This window comes from Trichlorobacter sp., assembly GCF_034008105.1.
Classification (GTDB): Bacteria; Desulfobacterota; Desulfuromonadia; order Geobacterales; family Pseudopelobacteraceae; genus Trichlorobacter.
Genome location: NZ_JAVEPN010000010.1, coordinates 23,123 through 43,906, shown reverse-complemented (window position 1 = coordinate 43,906; position 20,784 = coordinate 23,123). Strand labels below are relative to the sequence as shown.

At 57.6% G+C, this 20,784-nt stretch carries 21 protein-coding genes, 1 tRNA gene and 1 other RNA gene; 6 read left to right on the top strand and 17 right to left on the bottom strand.

Annotated elements, in window-relative coordinates; translation table 11 throughout:
• Genes RBQ93_RS07610 through RBQ93_RS07590 form a run of 5 tightly spaced genes read right to left on the bottom strand, consistent with a single transcriptional unit; the run spans position 1 to position 5,380 of the window.
• Entirely contained in the window at positions 1–957 is a 957-nt protein-coding gene (locus RBQ93_RS07610; protein WP_320371503.1) for a hypothetical protein, read from the bottom strand.
• Positions 958–999: 42 nt separating this feature from the next.
• Positions 1,000–1,677 (bottom strand): REP-associated tyrosine transposase, encoded by a 678-nt coding sequence (locus RBQ93_RS07605; RefSeq protein WP_320371502.1) that lies wholly within the window; start codon positions 1,675–1,677, stop codon positions 1,000–1,002.
• A 23-nt stretch (positions 1,678–1,700) separates the two neighbouring features.
• Positions 1,701–2,060: a hypothetical protein gene (locus tag RBQ93_RS07600; RefSeq protein ID WP_320371501.1), complete on the bottom strand. Its 360-nt coding sequence runs from the start codon at positions 2,058–2,060 to the stop codon at positions 1,701–1,703.
• Positions 2,061–2,087: 27 nt separating this feature from the next.
• A complete protein-coding gene (locus RBQ93_RS07595) occupies positions 2,088–3,107 on the bottom strand; it encodes a hypothetical protein (protein ID WP_320371500.1) in 1,020 nt (339 codons plus the stop codon).
• Positions 3,108–3,154: 47 nt separating this feature from the next.
• Positions 3,155–5,380, bottom strand: coding sequence for a peptidase domain-containing ABC transporter (locus tag RBQ93_RS07590; RefSeq protein WP_320371499.1), 2,226 nt, complete (start codon positions 5,378–5,380; stop codon positions 3,155–3,157).
• Between the two features lie 1,171 nt (positions 5,381–6,551).
• Here RBQ93_RS07590 and RBQ93_RS07585 point away from each other — a divergent pair.
• Positions 6,552–8,474 carry a GGDEF domain-containing protein gene (locus RBQ93_RS07585; RefSeq protein WP_320371498.1) on the top strand — a complete coding sequence of 641 codons (1,923 nt, stop codon included), beginning with the start codon at positions 6,552–6,554 and terminating at the stop codon, positions 8,472–8,474.
• A gap of 102 nt (positions 8,475–8,576) precedes the next feature.
• On the opposite strand, the gene RBQ93_RS07580 is transcribed toward RBQ93_RS07585, so the two are convergent.
• From RBQ93_RS07580 to RBQ93_RS07550, 7 genes are all read right to left on the bottom strand, one after another.
• Positions 8,577–8,918: a hypothetical protein gene (locus tag RBQ93_RS07580; RefSeq protein ID WP_320371497.1), complete on the bottom strand. Its 342-nt coding sequence runs from the start codon at positions 8,916–8,918 to the stop codon at positions 8,577–8,579.
• Positions 8,919–8,946: 28 nt separating this feature from the next.
• An RNA gene (rnpB, locus tag RBQ93_RS07575) (RNase P RNA component class A) lies at positions 8,947–9,312 on the bottom strand.
• 176 nt (positions 9,313–9,488) lie between these two features.
• On the bottom strand, positions 9,489–10,202 hold the full coding sequence (locus RBQ93_RS07570; RefSeq protein WP_320371496.1) for a zinc ribbon domain-containing protein: 714 nt from the start codon (positions 10,200–10,202) through the stop codon (positions 9,489–9,491).
• Positions 10,203–10,251: 49 nt separating this feature from the next.
• Positions 10,252–11,376: a Nif3-like dinuclear metal center hexameric protein gene (locus tag RBQ93_RS07565; RefSeq protein ID WP_320371495.1), complete on the bottom strand. Its 1,125-nt coding sequence runs from the start codon at positions 11,374–11,376 to the stop codon at positions 10,252–10,254.
• 116 nt (positions 11,377–11,492) lie between these two features.
• Positions 11,493–11,569, bottom strand: a tRNA-Ile gene (locus RBQ93_RS07560).
• Positions 11,570–11,636: 67 nt separating this feature from the next.
• On the bottom strand, positions 11,637–12,200 hold the full coding sequence (locus RBQ93_RS07555) for an elongation factor P (RefSeq protein ID WP_320371494.1): 564 nt from the start codon (positions 12,198–12,200) through the stop codon (positions 11,637–11,639).
• 101 nt (positions 12,201–12,301) lie between these two features.
• Complete coding sequence (locus RBQ93_RS07550; RefSeq protein ID WP_320371493.1) at positions 12,302–12,724, bottom strand: ankyrin repeat domain-containing protein; 423 nt, start codon at positions 12,722–12,724, stop codon at positions 12,302–12,304.
• Between the two features lie 319 nt (positions 12,725–13,043).
• Here RBQ93_RS07550 and yihA point away from each other — a divergent pair, with 319 nt between their 5' ends.
• Genes yihA through RBQ93_RS07530 form a run of 4 tightly spaced genes read left to right on the top strand, consistent with a single transcriptional unit; the run spans position 13,044 to position 15,823 of the window.
• Positions 13,044–13,652: a ribosome biogenesis GTP-binding protein YihA/YsxC gene (yihA, locus tag RBQ93_RS07545; RefSeq protein ID WP_320371492.1), complete on the top strand. Its 609-nt coding sequence runs from the start codon at positions 13,044–13,046 to the stop codon at positions 13,650–13,652.
• A gap of 38 nt (positions 13,653–13,690) precedes the next feature.
• Positions 13,691–14,497 carry a GTP cyclohydrolase FolE2 gene (gene folE2 / locus RBQ93_RS07540; RefSeq protein WP_320371558.1) on the top strand — a complete coding sequence of 269 codons (807 nt, stop codon included), beginning with the start codon at positions 13,691–13,693 and terminating at the stop codon, positions 14,495–14,497.
• The gene (gene mqnB / locus RBQ93_RS07535) at positions 14,494–15,270 is read left to right on the top strand and encodes a futalosine hydrolase (protein ID WP_320371491.1); all 777 of its coding nucleotides are present in this window, start codon (positions 14,494–14,496) and stop codon (positions 15,268–15,270) included. Before folE2 ends, mqnB begins: the two co-directional genes overlap by 4 nt.
• Position 15,271: 1 nt before the next feature.
• Positions 15,272–15,823: a carbonic anhydrase gene (locus RBQ93_RS07530; RefSeq protein ID WP_320371490.1), complete on the top strand. Its 552-nt coding sequence runs from the start codon at positions 15,272–15,274 to the stop codon at positions 15,821–15,823.
• Positions 15,824–15,844: 21 nt separating this feature from the next.
• On the opposite strand, the gene RBQ93_RS07525 is transcribed toward RBQ93_RS07530, so the two are convergent.
• The 5 genes from RBQ93_RS07525 to RBQ93_RS07505 are packed head-to-tail and all read right to left on the bottom strand — an operon-like array spanning position 15,845 to position 19,334.
• Entirely contained in the window at positions 15,845–16,393 is a 549-nt protein-coding gene (locus tag RBQ93_RS07525) for a DUF4124 domain-containing protein (RefSeq protein WP_320371489.1), read from the bottom strand.
• A 24-nt stretch (positions 16,394–16,417) separates the two neighbouring features.
• On the bottom strand, positions 16,418–17,104 hold the full coding sequence (locus RBQ93_RS07520; protein ID WP_320371488.1) for a YggS family pyridoxal phosphate-dependent enzyme: 687 nt from the start codon (positions 17,102–17,104) through the stop codon (positions 16,418–16,420).
• A 2-nt stretch (positions 17,105–17,106) separates the two neighbouring features.
• Positions 17,107–17,691, bottom strand: a complete 585-nt coding sequence (locus RBQ93_RS07515; protein WP_320371487.1) for a Maf family nucleotide pyrophosphatase — start codon at positions 17,689–17,691, stop codon at positions 17,107–17,109.
• Positions 17,678–17,944: a hypothetical protein gene (locus RBQ93_RS07510; RefSeq protein WP_320371486.1), complete on the bottom strand. Its 267-nt coding sequence runs from the start codon at positions 17,942–17,944 to the stop codon at positions 17,678–17,680. The genes RBQ93_RS07515 and RBQ93_RS07510 overlap by 14 nt, the downstream gene beginning before the upstream one ends.
• A complete protein-coding gene (locus tag RBQ93_RS07505; RefSeq protein WP_320371485.1) occupies positions 17,934–19,334 on the bottom strand; it encodes an FAD-binding oxidoreductase in 1,401 nt (466 codons plus the stop codon). The genes RBQ93_RS07510 and RBQ93_RS07505 overlap by 11 nt, the downstream gene beginning before the upstream one ends.
• A gap of 137 nt (positions 19,335–19,471) precedes the next feature.
• Between RBQ93_RS07505 and RBQ93_RS07500 the strand changes: the two genes are divergently transcribed.
• Entirely contained in the window at positions 19,472–20,749 is a 1,278-nt protein-coding gene (locus RBQ93_RS07500) for a hypothetical protein (protein ID WP_320371484.1), read from the top strand.
• Positions 20,750–20,784 lie beyond the last annotated feature (35 nt).

Genomic DNA, 20,784 nt, shown 5'->3' with positions numbered 1-20,784 from the left:
TTAACGCCCCTTTATCTTGAGTACTTGCTCAGTAAAGTCTCTGGTTTGTTCCATCTGCTTTGGACGCTCTACCCCCGGGAATTTAGGGCAAGCCCACCTGGCCGCATGCTGCCAGGGCGATCTTCCACCACCAGTACTACCCATGCCCCGATCAATCATGTAGCCGATTCGCTCGGCTATCACCTCGTTTGTCTTCAGGTCGATGATCTTGAGCGAACTGCCTGCTATCCACATCTTGCGCTCTTCCGGGGTGGTAATGTCGTCATAGGTAACGCCATAACGTGGGGCCGGCCCTTTGGCAAGGGTACGCTTCAAACTGAATTCAAAGATTCCGTCTGAAAAAGTTGGATCTTTCAGGCGTTCACGTGCAACATACTCAGGCGTCCTTTTACCGACTTCCTTCATGTATCCCGTATACCGGTAACGTTTGCCATCTGCCTCAATAACGTCTACGTAGCGGTAAGCGGGGCGAACTGCTTTTTTGGGGTCTTCAACAGTTGATCCTATTTTATCGCGCCCCCACAGAAATGATCCGATGTAGCCTTTCGGGTCTCCATCAGCCCTGCCAAAATCTTCACCATATGGATCAATCTGATTCTGATCATAGGGGTCCCACTTGGGCCGCAGCTTCATCAGCAGAACCCCTTCCACATTATCCACGGTGCGGTAGATCTTGACCCCGGCGCTCTTGCAGCGCATCTGAAACTGTGCGTCGGCCGCATCGTAAACCGCTTTGCGTTCCTTCTTTTGCTTGTTGTGTTTGATCTGGTTGCTGATCGGCCAGCTCATCAGCAGACCGCCAATGGCAAGGGCCACCAGAATCCGTCCCCATATCGGTGCTTTTCCCTTAAGTGTGATAAATGAACCTACCATTGCCGCTGCGGCCAAAAACCAGTAGCCGATGTTTACCGCGTTGGTTATAAAATTTAGAATATCGAGCGCTGTTTCAAATCCCATGAATGGCTCCTTTAGGCGGCCTGAAGAGATAAAGGGGACAGGCTACTTATTGGTGTCACGCTTTTTGCCTTTTGGCCAGCCGACTGGTCGCAATGTCGATTCCATTCCCATTTCACGGCATACTTCATGTTGCCAATCCTCCTTGCCAAATGGTGTCTGACGGTTCACGCTTTTCCTCAGTTTCTCTAGTTCTCTGTCAGTTAGCGGCATATCCACGTAAGCAGTCCAATCGTCAGGCAACGATAGTAAAAACGTATCGGGCTGTAAGCCATCACTCCCAGCAGTTCGGGCGGCATGTGATGACCACCGCCATTGGGCGGCTGTTGGCGACAGACCGGCACGCACAGGATTGGCTTCAATATAGCGGGCTACCGTTAACAGGTGCTCGTCGCTCTGGATGATGAAGCTTTTGTATCTTCCCTGCCAGACATGGCCACTGGTTTTGTAGTGGGCGTGGTAACGGCGAACATGGCTGGTCATGAGCCACTGCATATATTTGTTGAGTTCATCAGCATGCTCTGGTTGTACAAGCATATGAAAGTGGTTAGGCATCAGGCACCATGCGTGCAGTCGAACCGGGTGCTTCAACCGTGCTTGTTGCATCAGACCCAGAAAGGCACCATAGTCTTCATCCTTATGAAAAACCTGCTGCCTGCCATTACCTCGATTGATGATGTGGTAATAGCAGTTGTCTCCCAATGCTCTTGCTATTCTCGGCATCTGGCAGCCTCTCTAACAGGACTTCAATAAGTAGCCTGTCCCCTTATTGCCTCGAACGAGACACCATATTTCGTATCTGTTGGATCGTTATAATAACGAACTTGAATATCTGCTTTGTTTAAGTCCGCAGGGTTGGTTATTTCCGTGAATGTCAACCCAGCATAGGTTTGCCAAAGCTTGAGAGCATTATCAACAGCAGTCCTGGCCCCTGCTCCGAGAGTCATGAAACCAGAATCGCTTGGGTATGAGGTAAGGAAGCTGTATTTCAACGATACCGGGGTGCCGGGTGCCCCGCCAAGGCCATCTTCAACTGTCGGCGCATGCCATCCCAATGAATCTGTCATTTGAGAAATAATAAGGTTCCTTCTGTCTTGATCAGCCATTTTCAGTCTCCTCGAAGAGGTTGTATGTTATCGATTGGTATTTTCAAGCTTTTTCAGGTATTTACTCTTTTCATTTGAAATACACTTACTTACTTTCTGACTGTCGTACGGCTCAAGATGCAACTGGCCAGTTTTAAAGAAACGTCCATTGTCACAGCCGGAAGGCCCCTTCATTATGAATGGCCTGTCATCGTTGATAAACGCAGTGACATGAAGGAAGTCTGCGTAATAGTCTGTTTTCCCATCTCCATCATAATCGTATGCAGAAAACAGACGGGCAGTTTCTTCTTTAAAATTGGAACAAATGCTACTTGCAATTCCTGAAGGCAGTTGAGGACTTATAATAGGGCAATCTCTAACAGCTATTTTCATAAACAACTGGAATTGCTTTTTATCAAGAGTAGACATTCTGCTTTCGATCAGAAAAGGTTTGTGTGTTTCAACCAACCAGCCAGCTTTTTGCGTAGGAAGGGTCACACATATATTCCGACTAAATTGTGCAAAACTGCGCTTGGGTAGCCCATTCACCAATTCTGTTGAATTTCTGTCATCACGCTTTTGTCTAAATATCAAAGTGCTTTCATTGCCTTTCTTTACTGCAAATGCCAGCTGCGGATTGTCGTGATAACGATACCGACTGATCGCCATATCTGCTGTTGAAATCAGCTCAACAAGGGCTCTGCCGCGACATGTAGAATTTGTCATATCCAACATATCAATAACCTTGGCATTGGAGTCGGTTACAAATTCACCTTGCTGTTGCATCACCGCCAGCTCACGCTGCTCCTTCTTGGCTCCGAAGTACACATCCGCCGTAACCGTCCCCACCCATCCGCCGTTGGGAAACTGCCTGATCCACTTCACATCCAGAAACTGCTCGCACATCGGGAACTTCTCTTTCAGTTCCTTGGGCGGGTTCTTCATAAAGCCGATGTTGTTGCTGTAATCCTCGGCCTGGGAAATGTTGCTATAAAGGGCAAGCGCTAATGCCGTAATGACCAATAACAGCTTGTTTAGTGGCCTGTTTTTACTGTTCTGAATGTTCATGGAACCACTCCTTATATTCAGTCACTTTAAATTCATTGAATTCCGGCTTACTCCCTATCCTGTTCCTGCTCCACCACTTCCATCATCTGCGGCTGTTGGTTCTGCTGGCCAAACCTGAACACCTCATCCACCTGTAAGCCCTTGGGCAGTTGGTGGGTGATGAACAGCATGGTGACCTTGCCTTTTAGCTGATTAACTGTTGCGGCAAAGTGTTCAGCTGTCTGATGATCCAGGTTGGAGGTGGCTTCATCAAAGATCAGGATACGGGGTCGTTTGAGCAGCGCCCGGGCAATGGCTATCCGCTGCCGCTGTCCACCTGAGAGGCCGACCCCCTGCTCACCGATCTCGGTTTGATAGCCCTGGGGTAGTCCTTCAATCACATCATGTATCTCGGCCTGTCGGCAGGCCTGGACTATTTCCTGGAATCCTGCATGGGGGTTGGCATGGCTCAGGTTTTCATAGATGGTGCCGGAGAAGAGGACGGTCTCTTGCGGTACTACGCCGAAGATGGACCTCAGTTCATTGGCTGACATATGGCGGATATCGGTGTTGTCGATCTTGATCTGTCCATCAGTAGGCATATAGAAGCCCAGCAGCATCTTGGCCAGGGTGCTTTTACCGCAGCCGGAGGGCCCCATCAGAACGCTTAAGTGGCCTGCCTTGAAGGAGATGTTCAGATTACGGTACAGGTAGGGGTGTTCCGGTGAGTAGCGGAAGCTGACATCATTCAGTTCAATGCTGCCCCCCTGGGTTGATTGTGCACGGGCCGGGGTCAGGGCGTAGGGTTCGGTGGGCATATCCATGATATCCCCCAGACGCTTAACCGCAATATCTGCCTGCTGGAACTCCTGCCAGAGGCCAACTAGGCGCAGCATCGGCTGACTCATCCGTCCGGCAAACATCTGGAAGGCCACCAGCTGACCGATGGTGAAGCCATCATTGCGCATGACCAGCAGTGCACCTACCACCAGTATGGCCAGAGTCATCAGCTGCTCAAGGCTGTTGGCCACCACGTTGTAGCCGTTGGAGAGCTGACGGGTGGTGAAGCCGGCCGCCAGGTAGGAGGCGATGTAGTCACCGTAACGCTTCTCCAGCACCGGTTCCATCTGCAGTGATTTAACCGTGGACATGCCGGAGACGTATTCAGTGACAAAGGCCTGGTTTCGGGCACCCAGCAGGAACTGCTTGTTGAGACGATCACGGAAGACCGGGGTGACCAGCAGGCTGATAAAGGCGATCAAGCCCAACATGCCAAAGGCAATCAGGGAGAGCTGCCAGCTGTACCAGAACATCACCCCCAGGAAGATCAGCAGAAAGGGGAAATCAAGCAACAGGGTTACAGCGGCTCCGCTGACGAACTGGCGGATGCTTTCAACCCCTTGCAAACGGGCCACCAGAATGCCGGTGGGGCGGTGTTCGAAGTAGGGCAGTGGCAAACGCAGCAGATGCCCGAATACCTTGGCACCCAGCACAGCGTCGATCCGGTTGCCGGTATGCAGCACCAGGTATTGGCGCAGCCAGGTCATGATGGCGCTGAAGATCATGAAGATCAGCATGCCGACACCGATTACGATCAGGGTGCTTTGGCTCTGATGGACGACTACCTTATCAATGACTACCTGAGTAAAGAGGGGTGTGGCAAGACCAACCAACTGAAGTAGCAGCGAGGCCAGCAGGATATCCCGCCAGATGCTTTTGTGTTTGAGCAGTTCGGGGATGAACCACTTGAACCCGAAGCGCTGTTGCTGAGCCCCCCCGGCAGGGGCATCTTCGTCCTGCAGGCCGGTCTTCTGACGTGATTCATCCCGCGAGATCATGGTCAGTTGCGGCAAAAGACGCTCGGCAATGGCGCTGTTATCGATGGTTACCGGGGTATGAGATCCTGGCCGGAAGTACATAACCCGTTCACTGTCGGCCTTGATGATCAGTATGGGGCATAACACCTCAACAGCTTCTGCCTGGGTATCAGCAGCATCCGGCTCAGCCGAAGGCTGCTCCGGCTGCAGATAGGCGATGGCTGGCAGTGGAATATCCTGCAGACTGCCGCTGGCGGGGATCGGCAAGCCCCCCACCTTGAAGCCCAAAGCGGTCAGGGCGGTGGTCAGGGTGACGCGGGTTGATGGAGGGGGAAATTGCCGCTGAATCAGGACCGGATCAAAGGGGATGCGGTGCAGTTGACAGAGGCTGCCCAGCAGCCAGAGCAGGTCGGGGTCAGCGAATTGGGTGTTGTCATGGCCGGCATTAGGCGCTTTGGTGGTTTTGAAAAGTTGCACTGTCGGCCTTGCATTTGTATGGAATCAAAACATGCAGACATTACCGTATAATCGCTGCTTGTCAACTCCTCACATAAAATATTTTTCACGTGAAGCTGGCTGATGTAGCTAACAGTATTTAAGCTGACGTCAAGGCAAAGTAAATGATTGGAATTTATGCGGTTAGGTTGCCATGCACACCAGAGGATGGGCGGTGGGTACAACATAGCTTGGACCTAAACTGCACCATCGGCAGAGTGGTCTGACTTTCATATCCAGATCAACCCACCCGTAGGGGGCAATATGTTACGTAACGGCAAATCCAGCAGATCACACTTCGCAAGCAGGCCCGCTGGCGGGCAGTCTCAGCTGCTTTACCAGTATGCCATGCCTATTCATGACCTGAATAGCCGCCCTGATCTCATCTTCCGAGTCAACCTTGTCTGGCGGATGTACACCACATCCCAATATCAGATTAGTGCCACCTCCAAATCATGCTGCAACGCCGACCCCCAATTCCACGCCGCTGGCATACATCAACAAATCTCTCTGGCCACTCGTCCAGCAACCAGACGGCCTTCTCTGTCGACTTCAGGGTAAAATATCTTATCTGCTTTTTTAAAAAAGCTTTTATCATGCATTAGGCCATTAATTTTCAATAGCTTGTGCGTTTTTAACTCCTCCCATAAGGTATGACCAAGAAGACATTCCTTCTGGAGGATATATGCAAAACGCTCCTGCACTGCCTGTTTGTGTGGTAAGTCGTTATGCCGCAAATCCCGACACAACCCGCCTAATTCAGCACATAAGAACCTCGCCTCCTTCCCGACTGGTCGAAGACGGTCGATCCAACGTCACCGGCCGCCACCTTTTGTGAACTCCTTCCATCTTTATGCTTCCCGATTTCCAGATCACTACTTGAGGCATAGCTCGGAAATTGAATTTTGAGGGTGTTTATGATTCCGTTGCCTACAAAGATATGATTCAAGTTACAGAGGGGCATAACAGGGGGAGGCGATCGGGTGAGGGGTTGGCACCTCAAGAAAATACGGCTAAAAACGTTTGTTTCCGGTTGCCATGTTTATCCGCGCTATAGTATAGAATTATTAATCCAACGCTTAACGCCACGAGCAGCCCGAAACAGGCCTGCCTGGCAGATGCAGCACCAACTAACCATCAGTAACGAGTCGCCATGCCGCAGGGAACCATTACCGATGAGCTGAACCGGGCCAACCGCGCCCTGCGTCTGCTCTCCGCCAGCAACCGCACACTGCTGCGGGCAACTGACGAAACGACGCTGCTACACGACGTCTGCCGCATAGCAACGGAGATCGGCGGTTATTCGCTCAGCTGGGTAGGCTTCAAACAGTTCAACCCAGAACGCACCGTGCTGCCGGTGGCCTCCCACGGGTACGACGGAGGCCTGCTGGGCGCCCTGCAGATGAGTTGGGCCGACGGCGACCAGCACGGCTGCGCCATCATCAGTGGCGCCATCCGCACCAGTACGATCCAGCTCCGTCACGACATCCTGCACAACGCCCAGCTCTCCCCCTGCCATCACGACGCAAAACTCAGAACGTATCAATCGGCGATTGCCCTGCCGTTGGCGGTGGAGGGTCAGACCATCGGCGCCATCGCCATGTACGCCCCTGAGCCCAACGCCTTTCATGACCGCGAGGTGCAACTGCTCGAGGAACTGGCCTGCGACCTGTCGTTCGGCATTGAAACCATCCGGCTACGCAGCGCCCATGAGCAGGCCAACGCCCATATCCATCGCCTGGCCTTTTTCGACACCCTGACCGGGCTGCCCAACAGGAACCATCTGACCAGCCTGCTGGCGGATGCGCTGATAGAGGCCAAGCAGCAACAGCAGCCATTGGCCCTGCTGATGCTCGATCTGGACTACATCCGCGAGATTAACGAGACCTACGGCCACAGCACGGGCGACAAGATACTGGTCCAGGTCAGCCGCACACTGCAGGAGCTGGCCAGCGATCAGTGCAGCATCACCAAATTCGGCGGCGATGATTTCATCCTCATCTGCCGCCAGACCTGCCCGGAAACAGCGGCACAACGTGCGCAGCGGATCCTGCTGGCCATCAAACAGCCGCTGCTGATCGATGGTCGCTCCTTCTCCATCGGCGGCAGCATCGGCATTGCACTGTTTCCCGACCATGCAATCGAACCGGCCGACCTGCTGGCCCGGGCCGACCTGGCGATGTCGCAGGCCAAAAAGGCCGGCGGCGGGTTCGTCTTTTACAAGCCGGCAATGACCCACACCCTGACCCGCAAGCTGGACCTGGTCACGCGGCTGGAATACGCCCTGGCTGCAGGTGATCTGCAGCTGTTCTATCAACCAAAGGTGGAGCTGTATGCCGGCATGATGGTGGGCGCCGAGGCGCTGTTGCGCTGGCGCGACCCGGAGCTGGGCTGGGTGAGCCCCTCTGAATTCATCCCCGTGGCTGAATCACGTGGGCTGATGCCGAAGATCGGCGAGTGGGCCCTCACGGCGGCCTGTTCACACATTCGGGCCTGGAAGCGGCAGGGGCTTAGCTGGCGCGGCAGGATTGCGGTCAACGTCTCAGCCCAGCAGCTGTCCGAGCCGTATTTCATTGAACGGGTGCTGCGGGTGCTGGAGACTGCAGGGGTGTCTGCTACGAGCATCGAACTGGAGTTGACCGAGAGCTGCCTGATGGATGAACCTGAACGGATGTTTGAGGTTTTGGCCGAACTACGCGCCTTAGGATTCAGCATTGCCATCGATGACTTCGGCACCGGCTATTCGTCGCTGGCCTATCTCAAACGATTCCCGATCGACACTCTGAAGATCGATCAGGGCTTTGTGCAGAATATGCTTGGCAGCAGCAATGACCGGGCGATTATCGCCACCATACTGGCCATTGCCCAGCAGATGGGTCTGACCACCGTGGCTGAGGGTGTCGAGAGCGAGGAACAGCGCCAGGCACTGCAAAGCCTTGGCTGCGTGATTGCCCAGGGCTATCATTTTTCCCACCCGGAACCGCTTGATCGCTTTACAGAACAGTATCTGCGAGCCAGCGGACCCTTACTGAAGCCGTTGGTTCGCCAGCAATCCCTGGCAATGGCCCTCGCGTAACGATTCCCTGCCTTCTGCTGCAGCTACCTGCCCCAAGCACACGATCAACAAAAAACGCCCTCCAGAGAGGGCGCTGTTTACCAGCCGGATCTGTGACTGAGATTATTTCTTACGCCGGTCCGCCAGCGACACCACCTTAGCGCCACCATCAACAGGCTTCGGGCTGTTCGTGGTTGTTGACTCAACCGCCTTTTGGCGCCGTTCCTCTTCCAGGGGCGAGACCAGCTTTTCGAGGCAGAGCGGCGTCCCCCCCATGGTGAAAGGTTCGCCCTGAATCTGATTATCATCCAGAATCCAGGTAAAGACCTGCAACGGAAAGGTCAACACCAACAGCTTGACCTGCCACCAGCCGGGCTTGACATCAGGCTCAATCTCTTCCACTCGCGCATAGAAGCCGGGCTTGTTATCCACGTGCACCAGCACCAGATCGTGTTCTACCGCCATACGATGACACCTTTTCCACAAAAATATTGGCTGGAGCAGTCCATAAGCCGGGTCCTGTTCCCGTCGGCGGTTACCCGCCGTCGGGCGACGGTCATTCATCTAGGACCACCGTTACCGATGGCCTCAAGCGACCAACCCGGAGGCACGGGCGGGCCACCCTTAACGCCTCCCTATTTGGCCTTGCTCCGGGCGGGGTTTACCTGGCATCCGACGTCACCGCCGAACCCGGTGAGCTCTTACCTCACCCTTTCACCCTTACCCGCCGTAGCGGGCGGACTGCTCTCTGTGGCACTTTCCCTGGGGTTGCCCCCGCTGGACGTTATCCAGCGCCTTGCCCTGCGGAGCCCGGACTTTCCTCCCCTGCATCTGCAGCGGCGACCGTCTGTCCTGCTCCAGCCAATCGTTAGCACAACGTGTACTTCTCAATACGCTGTGACCTTCATACTAGTAGCAACGGGGATTTTTAGGTCCTGGTTGCGGCAAGCCCAGGTATGGCGCGCAGGCGTACATTAAGTACGTTGAGCAGCCATGCCGCCGACGAAACGCGGCCAGGGCGTAAAAAGGCCGTTGCTAGCACTGCTCTTGTTTGAGGATCAGAATCCGTTGGCAATGCGGACAAAAGTACAGCTCGTCGCACTTGAAGAGCGTGTTGTAAAGCTGGGGCGGCAGCTGCATATTGCAGCCCAGGCATGAACCCTCGCGGGCCTCGGCCAGTGCCTGTCCACGCCGCTGGCTGCGCAGCTGGGCATAGCGCCGCACGACGGAACTGGACAGCTCTTTTACAATCTGCTCACGATTGGCAACCGCCGCATCGATGACCGCCTGCAGGTCAGCTATGGCCGCCATCCGCTCCTGACAATCACTGGCAGCAGTCTCTTCAAGGCTGGCCAGTTCCGCGCTGTGCTCGTCGATTGCCGCTTGCAGCTCTTCCTGCTGTCCTGTCTTCTGCAGGATCTGCTCCTCCAGCTCGGCAACCTGCTTGCGGGCGGCAGCGATCTCGCGACCAACGGCCTGGAATTCCTTATTAGTGCGGATTTCCTTCATGTTGGTCTCAGAACGCTTGATGTTGTCCTGTTCAGCCTGCAGGGCAGCCTCGAGCTCTTCTTTTGCACGCTGGATCTCGGCCAGGCTGGCCTGTTCCCCGGCCAAGGCTGACCGCGCCGCAGTCAGACGCTGTTCCAGATCGGCAATATCGGCCTGATGGACAGCCTGTTCCGCCTGTTTGTTGTCAATGGCACAGTCGATGACCTGCAACTCTTCCAGCAACAGCAGCTTTTTCTTCAAACCTGTCTCCTCCCGGGAGGTCAAAAGCCTCCCTGTCTACTTCACACCTCTATAAGCACCTGACCTGAAAAGGATCGCGCTCCCCTTCCGCTGCCAGCACGTCACAGGCGTAGCCGGCAGCAGTCAGTGTCGTCTGCAAAAATTGCTGCACTGCCACCACCATCAGCTGTTCTGAGGCAAAATGCCCGACATCAAGCAGGGCGATACCGCTGGCTTCGGCCTCGCGGGCCTCGTGATATTTGACATCACCGGTCACCAGCAGATCAGCGCCGGCACGCACGGCATCCTTCAGCAGCGAGGCGCCGCTGCCGCTGCAGAGCGCCACGCTGCGCACCAACCGGCTTGGATCACCAACCAGCCGAACAGGGCCCGACTGCAGCCGTTCGCGAACCTGATCACTATAGGCGGCCAGGGTGCTGGGCGTCTCCAGAACACCGATCCGGCCGAGTCCCTGCGCATGCCCCTGGTTCAGCAGCGGATAACAGTCAAAGGCCGGTTCTTCGTAGGGGTGCACCTTTAGCAACGTCTGCATAGCCTTCGCTAAACGGTCGCGCTGCACCAGCAGCTCCAGACGGCACTCAGCCACCCTCTCCAGACGGCCTACGGCACCAATGGCCGGCTCGGCACCCGGTAGCGGGGTAAAGGTTCCCTCGCCGGTGGTGGTAAAGGAGCAGTCACGGTAGTTGCCCAAGGCGCAGCCCTCAGCAAACATCGCCTGTCTGACAGCTTCCAGGGCGCCTTCAGGTACGAACACCACCAGTTTGACCAGCTGCTGCTGGTCAGTGACCGTAAGCGGCCGCAGCTGCTGCAGCCCCAGACGCTCAGCCAACAGATCGTTCAGCCCGCCATCGGCAATGTCGTAGTTAGTGTGCATGGCCACCAGTGCCAGCCCATGACTGGCTGCCTGCAGCACCAGCTTGCCGGTGATGGAGCCCGTCGTAATCTGGCGTAGTGGCTTGAAGATCAGGGGATGATGGGTAATCAGCAGTTGACAGTTGCGGCTGAGGGCTTGGTCCAGTACTTCGGGCAAGGGATCCAGGGCCACCATGACCCGTTCCACCGCTCCTGCCGGGTCACCCAGCTGTAAACCGACGTTGTCCCACTCTTCAGCCAACCCAAAGGGATATTTTTTCCCAATAATTCCAACTATGTCAGAGATTTTTGCTGCTTTCATCGACAAGAAACAAAAAGAGTGCAGCCTTGTGGCGTGCACTCTGGTGAACCTGTGGTCACGGTAGGTCGTTGTCGTTGTGACCGCATCCGGTCTGTTCCCCTGACGTTGATAAAATGTGGTGGGCCCACCAGGACTCGAACCTGGGACCAACCGGTTATGAGCCGGTGGCTCTAGCCAACTGAGCTATAGGCCCGCGTAGGAAAGCACGACACTACAGGAACTTACGCAAGACTGTCAAGAAGATTAGCCCTAAAAGGGTCTCAGGCGCGGCTGATAAAGCGGGCCTCACGGGTGTCCACCTTGACCTTGACGCCGCTCTCCAGATAGGGCGGCACCTTGATCTTGAGGCCGGTCTCCAGCACGGCATCCTTGGTCTCGGCCGTTGCAGTGGCATTCTTGATGACCGGCGCTGTTTCGGTTACGGTCAGCTCCACGGTCAAGGGCAACTCAACCGCCACCATCCGACCCTCGAACAGACCCAGCGTGACCTCAGTACCGTCCAGCAGGTAGGGTGCCAGGGCCGCAAAGCCTTCCTCCCCCATCTCGAACTGTTCGTAGGTCTCCAGGTCCATAAAGACCCCGCCGTTGCCGTCGGCGTACAGAAACTGTCCCTTATGGCGTTCATAGTCGGCCTCGTCCACCTTGTCACCGGAACGGAAGGTGCGGTCCAGCACCTGACTGGTCAGCAGGTTGCGGTAGCGGGTCTTAACCATGGTATTGGCACCACGGGCCGAAGGGGATTGAAAGGTGACGTCCAGGATCAGGCACGGGGCGCCATCGAGCTGGATCACCAGCCCGCGCTTAAAATCCGAGGTGGTCAGCATGTACAGACTCCTTGCAGTAAAGATACAGACTGCAACGAGCTGCAGTCCTGACATGAAACGGTGTACCCCGCCGGGCTGGTGCCCGGCGGGTGGTTATAGCATCAGGCGTTTCCGTGTTTGACCCGTTCGGCCTTTTTGAGCAGGGTGGTGGCAACGGGGTGGTTGTTGTTTTCAGCATACAGGGCTGCCGTGTTGCCAGTCTTGGTCTTGGCGCGGGGGTCGGCCCCGGCCTCCAGCAACACCTGCACCGTCTTGTTGCAACCGTAGATGGCGGCCAGCATCAACGGAGTATGGCCCTCGCGGTCACGGGCCTCCACCTCGGCCCCTTTTTCGATCAGCATCTTGACGATTTCGGTCTGGCCATTGGCCGCCGCGTAGTGCAGGGCGGTCTTGCCCTTATCGCTGGAGGCGGTAATGTCGGCACCCCGACGGAGCAGGTCCTGTACCGATTCAACCAGGCCCTCCTTGGATGCGTTGATCAGCTGGGTATGGCCATTACGATCCTTGGCGTTAACATTCTCCATAGTTGCCTCCTCCTTATGCGTGATGTGAATGGGTAGAGCTCCACAGAGCCGAGTGACACAGGTCTGCCTGCATCTGACAACAAGGGGAATACTGACTGGGGGATAACGTCATGCGCACTGCCGCCGCAGAGGTGGGGAACCCCTGCGACTACCAACGATATGCTGTCAACCGCCTGATCCGCCATAGGTACCTGCCGGCTCTTGGAGTTTCCTGCATGGCTCACTATGTACCACAAAAAGCTGGCTGTTGCTACGGAAAGCTGACAGGCGCCGTTTCATTCTTGCAACGGGGCCGGGCCACGCCTATAATGCCACAACCATGCGGATAAAGAGTACAACCTTCATCAAAAGCGCCGTCAAGCCGGCCGATTACCCCCCTCCCAGCCTGCCGGAGATCGCCTTTGCAGGCCGCTCCAATGTGGGAAAATCCTCGTTGATCAACGTCTTGGTTGAACGCAAGGGTCTGGTCAGGACCAGCTCCACACCGGGCCGCACCCAACTGATCAACTTTTTTGACGTGAACGGCTGCCTGAACCTGGTGGACCTGCCGGGCTACGGCTACGCCAAGGTGCCGTTGGAGGTAAAACGCCAGTGGGGGCCGATGATGGAGCGTTACCTGGCCGGTCGGGAAACCCTGCAGGGGGTAGTGCTGATCCTCGACATCCGCAGGATTCCGGCTGACGGCGACCTGCAGATGCTCTCCTGGCTGCGCGCCTACGGGCGCAGGCCGATCATCGTGCTCACCAAAACGGATAAGTTGACCAAGAACGAACGGGCCAAGCAGCTTGCGTTGATCGCCAAGACCCTTGAGATGCCGCGCGATCAACTGCTGCTGTTTTCAGCGCTGAACCGCGAGGGGCGCGACCAGATCTGGCAAACCATCGTCGCCGCTGCCGGCCTGGAACAGACCGAGGAGGCGCCCAGATGAAACGGACGCACTCCTCAGCCACGCCAGATGCGACAACCATGCCAGACATGCAGCAGAGCCGCGACCACCGCAAGATTCCGATCCAGAAGGTGGGTGTCAAGGACATCTCCTACCCGATCGTGGTGCAGGACAAGCACCACAACCTGCAGCACACCGTGGCCCGGGTGGATATGTATGTCGACCTGCCCCATCAGTTCAAGGGCACCCACATGAGCCGCTTCGTGGAGATTCTCAACCGGTACCGGGAGCAGATCGCCCTGGACCGGCTGGAGGACATCCTGCGGGAGATGCAGCACAAGCTGGGGGCCAGCACCGCCCATCTGCGGGTGGAGTTCCCCTACTTCATCGACAAGGCAGCCCCGGTCTCAGGCGCTCGTTCGCTGATGGAATACACCTGCGAGTTTGACGCCTGCCTGACAGGGGACCAGCTGGATTTCGTACTGGGGGTCAAAGTACCGGTCACCTCGCTCTGTCCCTGCAGCAAAGAACTGTCCCGCTTCGGGGCCCATAACCAGCGCAGTATTATGACGGTACGGCTACGCTACCGCGATTTCATCTGGATCGAAGACCTGGTCGAGCTGATTGAACAGTGCGGCAGCAGCCCGGTCTATGCGCTGCTGAAGCGGGCCGACGAAAAGTACGTCACCGAACAGGCCTTTGAACAGCCCCGTTTTGTGGAGGACATGGTGCGGGAGGCCTACCTGCGGCTGTCTGGGCTGGAGCAGGTCAGCTGGTTCTCGGTGGAGGCGGAAAACTTCGAATCGATCCACAACCATTCTGCCTATGCCGCCGTAGAGCTGGACCGACGAGACGACCAGCAATCGAGCGCAAGTATCCGCCCATGAAGCCGATCCTGATCCAGGCAGCAGTGCCCCGTGAACTGGAGTTGCTGATCAGCATGCTGGAAGGCACGCGCAGCGGTGGACGGGGCCTCTACCCGACCACTGAGGGGTTTCTGGGCGACTCGAACCTGGTCTGTTGTGCCGGGGGGGTGGGCAAGGCCAACGCGGCTGCCTCGGCAACCTATCTGCTTGAACAATATCGGCCGAGCCTGATGATCATTACCGGCTGCGGCGGCGCCTACCCCGGCAGCGGCCTGGCAGTGGGTGACCTGGCGGTGGCCAGTGACGAGCTGTTTGCCGACGAAGGGGCTGAAACCCCGCACGGCTGGCTGGACCTGCGGGCCATGCAACTGCCGCTCTACACCCGACAAAATCGTCAGTACTACAATGCCATCCCCCTCTCACACCATGCGGCCGAAAAGGCGATGCAACTGGCCGATACCCATGGCGTCCGCCTGGCACGGGGACGTTTCCTGACCGTTTCAGCCTGCAGCGGTACCCTGGCCCGAGGCCGGGAGCTGCGGCGGCGCCATCAAGCGATCTGCGAAAACATGGAAGGCGCCTCCTGTGCGCTGGTTGCGCTGCGCTACGGCATCCCCTGCTTGGAGATACGCGGCATCAGCAATCTGGTGGAGGATCGCGACCTGTCGCGCTGGGACCTGCAGCTGGCCATAGAGGCGGCCCAACGCTTTGTGATCAAGGTAGTCGAAGACGCGCAGCGATCGTCCCTTGCCGAGGAACCGATCATTCTGACTGAAGCCGAGGAGGTTAGTTGAGATGACCCTGCTTGACGAAATACTGTCCCACAACAAGAAATTCACCCATCCGGGCGCCTTTCCGCCACTCTCAAAATCACCGCGTCGCCAGCTGGCCATCTTCACCTGTATGGACACGCGGCTGGTTGATTTTCTGGAGCCGGCCATGGGCCTGGAGCGCGGTGACGCCAAGATCATCAAGAATGCCGGCAACACCATCATCGACCCCAATCAGGGCGGTGTGATCCGCAGCCTGGTGGTGGCGGTCTATGAACTGGGGGTGGAGGAGATCATCGTGATCGGCCACGTGGATTGCGGCATGGCCAGCGTGGATGGCGACGGACTGCGAGCCAAGATGCTGGCGCGAGGGGTTGCTGCAGCAGAGGTGGACCGGTTGATACCTGACATGGCAACCTGGGTAGGGGCATTTTCACACCCGCGCGAAAATGTAGAACGGGTGGTACAGATACTGCGTGAAAACCCACTGCTGCCGAAGGATGTGCCGGTACACGGCCTGCTGTTCTGCCCCAACGATGGCCACCTGGAGCTGGTGGCCAGCGGGTATGAGAGCTAAGCTAACCGCCGCAGCAGATGATTACTGAGCAAACTCCGGCGGCAGACCGACCTGATTGGCCTGCTCAACCAGCTGGTTGAAACGGAGCCGGGTGGCCTCATACTCGTCATAGAACTGTTTGTTGCGTGCATTGATCTCTTCGATCTGCTGCCTGCTCAACGCCTTGGTTCCGTCGCCCCCCTCCTTGCGCAGCTGCTCCTGTTGTTGCTCAATCTGAGCCAGCTTTTGACGCAGGGACCTGAACTCGGCCTGCCACTCAGCCGCACTGCGGCTGCCGAAACGGGTGGCGGAGGTGATGCCTGGAGCCGGTGCTGCAGTGTCTTGCGATACCTCTGATTGCGTACGTTCAGCTTTCGTGGAACCGTCCGGCGAGCTGGCCTCCGGCACGGCTGCCGGCACGGTCACATCTTCACCGCTGGCCTGACGTAACGCCTTGGCTCGATAGTTTTTCGGCACACTCCCCAGATCCTCGGTGAAATGCACCGTACCGGCTGCATCGGTCCAGGAATATATCTCGGCCGAGACCTGCAGTGGCAGCGCCAGCAACATCACCAGTACCAGTCGTTTCATAGTCGTCCCTCCCTGCCGATTGTTTCAACGCTCACCAAAGATCGCCGTTCCGACCCGTACCAGGGTGGCCCCTTCTTCGATGGCCACTTCAAAATCGCCCGACATGCCCATCGACAGCTCGTCAAGTGCAACGCCCGGGAATGCTGCGGCACGAATCGTCTCAGCCAGTTGCCGCAGCTGCCTGAAGTAGGGGCGGGCTGCCTCGGGGTCATCAAAAAAGGGTGGCATGGTCATCAGCCCCCGCACCCGCAGGTGGGGCAGCGTCGCCATCTGGCTCACCAGCGTCAACGCCTCTTCTGTACTGGTGCCCGACTTGGTTGTCTCCTCAGCCACATTCACCTGCACCAGCACATCACAGCTGCTGCCCAACCGCCCCCACTGACGACTGATCTCCTCCGCCAGCGACAACCGGTCCACCGAATGGATCATGGAAACCAGTCCGGCCAGCTGACGAACCTTGTTGGACTGCAGATGGCCGATGTAGTGCCACTCCACCGGCTGCTGCACCGCAGCAGCCTTGGCAACCAGCTCCTGCACGTAGTTTTCGCCGAACAGACACTGCCCAGCCTGGGCGGCGGCCTCGATATCCGTCGCCGGTCTGGTCTTGGAGACGGCCACCAGCCGCACCGCAACCGGGTCTCGACCGGCCCATTCTGCCGCCTTGCGGATGCGCTCATGAACAGCGGCCAGATGATCGGCGATGGGCGGCATGGTCACAACGCCCCCATGCGGTGTAACGCCTCATACAGTTCGCAGGTGGGCAGTCCCACCACGTTGGTGTAGGAGCCCCTGATTTCACGCACCATGTGGGCCGCTCCGCCCTGGATGGCGTAGGCGCCAGCCTTGTCCAGAGGGCAACCGCTATCGACATAGCGCTGGATCTCGGTGGCTGCCAGCCCTTTGAACTGGACCGTTGTCCGCACCGCATCGCTGAAGTCTTGACCAGTCACACGGTCCAGCACGCAGTAGGCGGTTACCACCTCATGGCTGCGGCCGGAGAGCGCCGTCAGCATCCGCACCGCATCGGCGCTGTCCAGTGGCTTGCCCATGATCCGGCCGTCCAGCACCACGATGGTATCGGCGCCGATGAAGAAGCGCCCAGCCTGCTCTCGTTGGGCAGCGGCACGGGCCTTGCCTTCCGCCAGCCGCAGGGCGTGGGGGATCGCCTCTTCGCCGGGCAACGGTTCCTCCGGGATATCGGCCGGTGCCACCCGAAACGGGATGCCGGCCAGTTCCAACAACTCCGCCCGACGGGGCGAGGCCGACGCCAACACGATCGAACTATCAGCTCCCGCCATTCTTGCGCTCCTGCTCACGACGCTGCAGCTCTTCCAGCTGCGCCCAGTGGGCCTTCCAGTCTTTGCGCTTCACCTTGTGCAGCACAAAGACGCCCGGAATAATCACCAGACCGAAAAAGGTGCTGCTATGCTCACCGTTGATCAGCCCATATACCAGCGAAGCCACCCCCATCAGCATCAGCACCGCTTCCAGCGAAAGCAGCCGTCCCAGCAGCGAGGCCTCCTGCAGCTCTTTCTGGTCATCATGCTGCATCCGAGAACTCCTTCCAGGGGAAGATCTTGCCGGGGTTAAGGATATTGTTCGGGTCCAGCGCCAGCTTGATGGCCTGCATCGTGGCGATCTGCGCCGGCGACAGCTCCAGCTCGATAAAAGGCTGTTTAGCCAGACCCACACCATGCTCGCCGGACATGGTGCCGTTCAGGTCCAGCGCTGCCTGAAAGACCTCCTTGATCGCCTGGTGGGCCTTCTCCTCCTGTCCAGGCACCTCCTTGTCGATCATCACGTTGACATGGATATTGCCGTCGCCGGCATGACCGAAGTTGACGATCGGGATCTCGTACTTCTGCTGAATCTGCTCGATGCGGCGGATCACCTCCGGCACCTTGCTGCGTGGCACCACGATATCCTCATTGAACTTGTTGGGGTTCACGTCTCGCAGCGACGGCGACACCAACCGGCGCACCTTCCACAACGCCTCCGATTCAGCGTCATCCTTGGCTATCTTGCACTGCACCAGTCCCAGCGGTGCGATCAGTTCCTGGATACGGGCGGCCTGCTTCTCAATCAGATCCCGGTCACCATCCACCTCGATCAGCAGCACGGCCCGCCCTTCGGCCGGGATTCCCAGATTGAAACGGCGCTCCACGCACTGCAGGGTGGCGTAGTCCATGAACTCAAGGGTGGTAGGAATGATCTTGGCGCCGATGATGGTGGAGACCGCCTTGGCTGCGCCATCGATTGAATCGAAGATGGTCAGCATGGTCTTCTTGGCCTCGGGCAGCGGCAGCAGCTTGAAGATAATCTTGGTGATCACCCCCAGGGTGCCCTCGCTGCCACACAACAGCTTGGTCAGGTCATAGCCCACCACCGCCTTGTAGGTCTCGGTGCCGGTACGGATGATCTCTCCGGTCGGCAAGACTACCTCCAGCCCCATCACGAAATCACGGGTGACGCCGTATTTAACGCAGCGCGGGCCACCGGCATTTTCGGCCACGTTGCCCCCCAGGGTGGAGAACTTGAGCGAAGCCGGATCGGGCGGATAGAACAGGCCCAGCTTCTCGACGGCCAGTTGGAAGGTCTCGGTCACCACCCCCGGCTCCACCTCGGCGATCAGATTTTCGGTGTCGATCCGCAAGATCCGATTCATGCGGGTGGTGACCAGCACCACGCCGCCAGCCTTGGGCAGCGCGCCGCCGGTGAAGCCGCTACCGGCCCCCCGCGGAAAGACCGGAAACCGCTCCCGGTTGGCCAGCTTGAGCACCGCCGCTACCTCTTGCGGATTGGCCGGATGTACGACTGCCGAGGGCAGAAACTCCATCTGGGTGGCATCATAACCGTAGCAGATCAGATCCTGCCGCTCGGTGGCAACATTTTCAGGGCCCACAATGGCCCGTAACTGCTCGATAATCGTGGCTGACAGCATACACTGCACCTCATTCCGTAAGTGTTGTGAGATTACCCGATTCAACGCCGCAAACGCAAGGGAAACAGCCGGATATTCCCTGTTGCCTGATGATCTGCCTTACCGTACAATACACCTTTATTTTTTCGGGAGTCGCCATGGCCACGCTGGTAATCACCGACATACCCCGCATCAGCGCGCTGTTTGAGCGGATTGCCGTCGAACGGGATGATCTGGTGGTGGTAAGCGAGATCCACCGTGGCATCGAGGCCTTGGAACAGCACGGGCCTGATCTGATCATCATCCAGAACCACCTGTCCGGCCTGTCAGCCGACATCCTGCACAAGCATCTTAAATCACGCCTGAACCGGCGGAAAGCCCGTTTTGCCCTGATCTCACCCTCCGAGAGCCTTGATGTTGAACTCTCCGCCCGCTTTGAGACGATCCTCGATCCGGCCTTAAGCGACGAGCAGCTTGAATCAACCATTGAGCAGTTACTTAACCAGCCGGCCATGCCGGCACGTTCAGCAACGTCTCAGGTCAGCTCTATTCTTGAACTGCCCCCCACATCCGACCTTGAAGTAACGCCGGAATCGACGGCTGACACCGTACAGTTCAGCCCGACACCGGCAGCACCAGCGGATAACCTGACGCCGGCTACGCTGACAACAGCTGCGGAGCCGTTGACCTATGATCGTCCGCGACGGCCAAACCTGTCGATCATCTCGGCCTTCAGCCAGCACCTGGAAAGCACGGCTGAGGAGGTACAGCCACGATCGGCGGCACTTGCCGAACTGGATGACACGGTTCCCATCGATCAGCTGCCCCCCGAGTCCCTTGTCCTGACCGACGACCAGCGCCCCTCCGTGCCGTCGCTCGTGCGGCGCACCGGTTTCTGGCTGGTGGTTGGCACTGTGGTGCTGGTGGTGATCATCACCCTGGTTCAACAACGACCGCGCTCGCCCCAGCAGGTCAGCCTGCCCGATGCCCCCTCAGCTCAGGCTCCGCTCAGCTCAGGCATTCTGCCGGCGCCATCCGCTGCCGGCGAACAGGGCCGGCTGCCGTCCCACGGCCTCGTGCGCCCAAAATCGCTGCCTTCCTTTATCCCGGCCGACAGCATTGATCCCACCTACGGCAAAGACAATCCGGGATGGGAAAGCTACCACGGCCAGGCCAACGAATTTCGTCTCTTCCGCGAACAGGACGGCGCCATCAAGGCGCTGCAGGTGATCGACCGCAGTGGGGCCGGCATGCAGGATGCCTTTTACAACAGCATCCTCAAGGAACTGGCCGGGGTAACCACCATGCACCCCAGCTCATCCGAGATCAAGGAAGGCTATGAGATTCGACGCGGCACAGCGGGCGGCCTCGAGCTGGTCCAGTACCACGATGCCCAAGGCGGCCGCCTGCGGGGAATCGTGATCACCTGGCCCTGAGTAGCTGGCCAGATCCAACACAAAAAGGGCGTCCC

Coding starts and splice junctions, on each gene's coding strand:
- RBQ93_RS07500 (WP_320371484.1), top strand. CDS start 19,472: ATGGCCACGCTGGTAATCACCGACATACCCCGCATCAGCGCGCTGTTT.
- RBQ93_RS07580 (WP_320371497.1), bottom strand. CDS start 8,918: ATGGCGGTAGAACACGATCTGGTGCTGGTGCACGTGGATAACAAGCCC.
- RBQ93_RS07565 (WP_320371495.1), bottom strand. CDS start 11,376: ATGAAAGCAGCAAAAATCTCTGACATAGTTGGAATTATTGGGAAAAAA.
- mqnB (WP_320371491.1), top strand. CDS start 14,494: ATGAAGCCGATCCTGATCCAGGCAGCAGTGCCCCGTGAACTGGAGTTG.
- RBQ93_RS07595 (WP_320371500.1), bottom strand. CDS start 3,107: ATGAACATTCAGAACAGTAAAAACAGGCCACTAAACAAGCTGTTATTG.
- RBQ93_RS07505 (WP_320371485.1), bottom strand. CDS start 19,334: ATGCTGTCAGCCACGATTATCGAGCAGTTACGGGCCATTGTGGGCCCT.
- RBQ93_RS07600 (WP_320371501.1), bottom strand. CDS start 2,060: ATGGCTGATCAAGACAGAAGGAACCTTATTATTTCTCAAATGACAGAT.
- RBQ93_RS07550 (WP_320371493.1), bottom strand. CDS start 12,724: ATGGAGAATGTTAACGCCAAGGATCGTAATGGCCATACCCAGCTGATC.
- RBQ93_RS07610 (WP_320371503.1), bottom strand. CDS start 957: ATGGGATTTGAAACAGCGCTCGATATTCTAAATTTTATAACCAACGCG.
- yihA (WP_320371492.1), top strand. CDS start 13,044: ATGCGGATAAAGAGTACAACCTTCATCAAAAGCGCCGTCAAGCCGGCC.
- RBQ93_RS07525 (WP_320371489.1), bottom strand. CDS start 16,393: ATGAAACGACTGGTACTGGTGATGTTGCTGGCGCTGCCACTGCAGGTC.
- RBQ93_RS07520 (WP_320371488.1), bottom strand. CDS start 17,104: ATGCCGCCCATCGCCGATCATCTGGCCGCTGTTCATGAGCGCATCCGC.
- RBQ93_RS07510 (WP_320371486.1), bottom strand. CDS start 17,944: ATGCAGCATGATGACCAGAAAGAGCTGCAGGAGGCCTCGCTGCTGGGA.
- RBQ93_RS07605 (WP_320371502.1), bottom strand. CDS start 1,677: ATGCCGAGAATAGCAAGAGCATTGGGAGACAACTGCTATTACCACATC.
- RBQ93_RS07515 (WP_320371487.1), bottom strand. CDS start 17,691: ATGGCGGGAGCTGATAGTTCGATCGTGTTGGCGTCGGCCTCGCCCCGT.
- RBQ93_RS07585 (WP_320371498.1), top strand. CDS start 6,552: ATGCCGCAGGGAACCATTACCGATGAGCTGAACCGGGCCAACCGCGCC.
- folE2 (WP_320371558.1), top strand. CDS start 13,691: ATGCCAGACATGCAGCAGAGCCGCGACCACCGCAAGATTCCGATCCAG.
- RBQ93_RS07555 (WP_320371494.1), bottom strand. CDS start 12,200: ATGCTGACCACCTCGGATTTTAAGCGCGGGCTGGTGATCCAGCTCGAT.
- RBQ93_RS07530 (WP_320371490.1), top strand. CDS start 15,272: ATGACCCTGCTTGACGAAATACTGTCCCACAACAAGAAATTCACCCAT.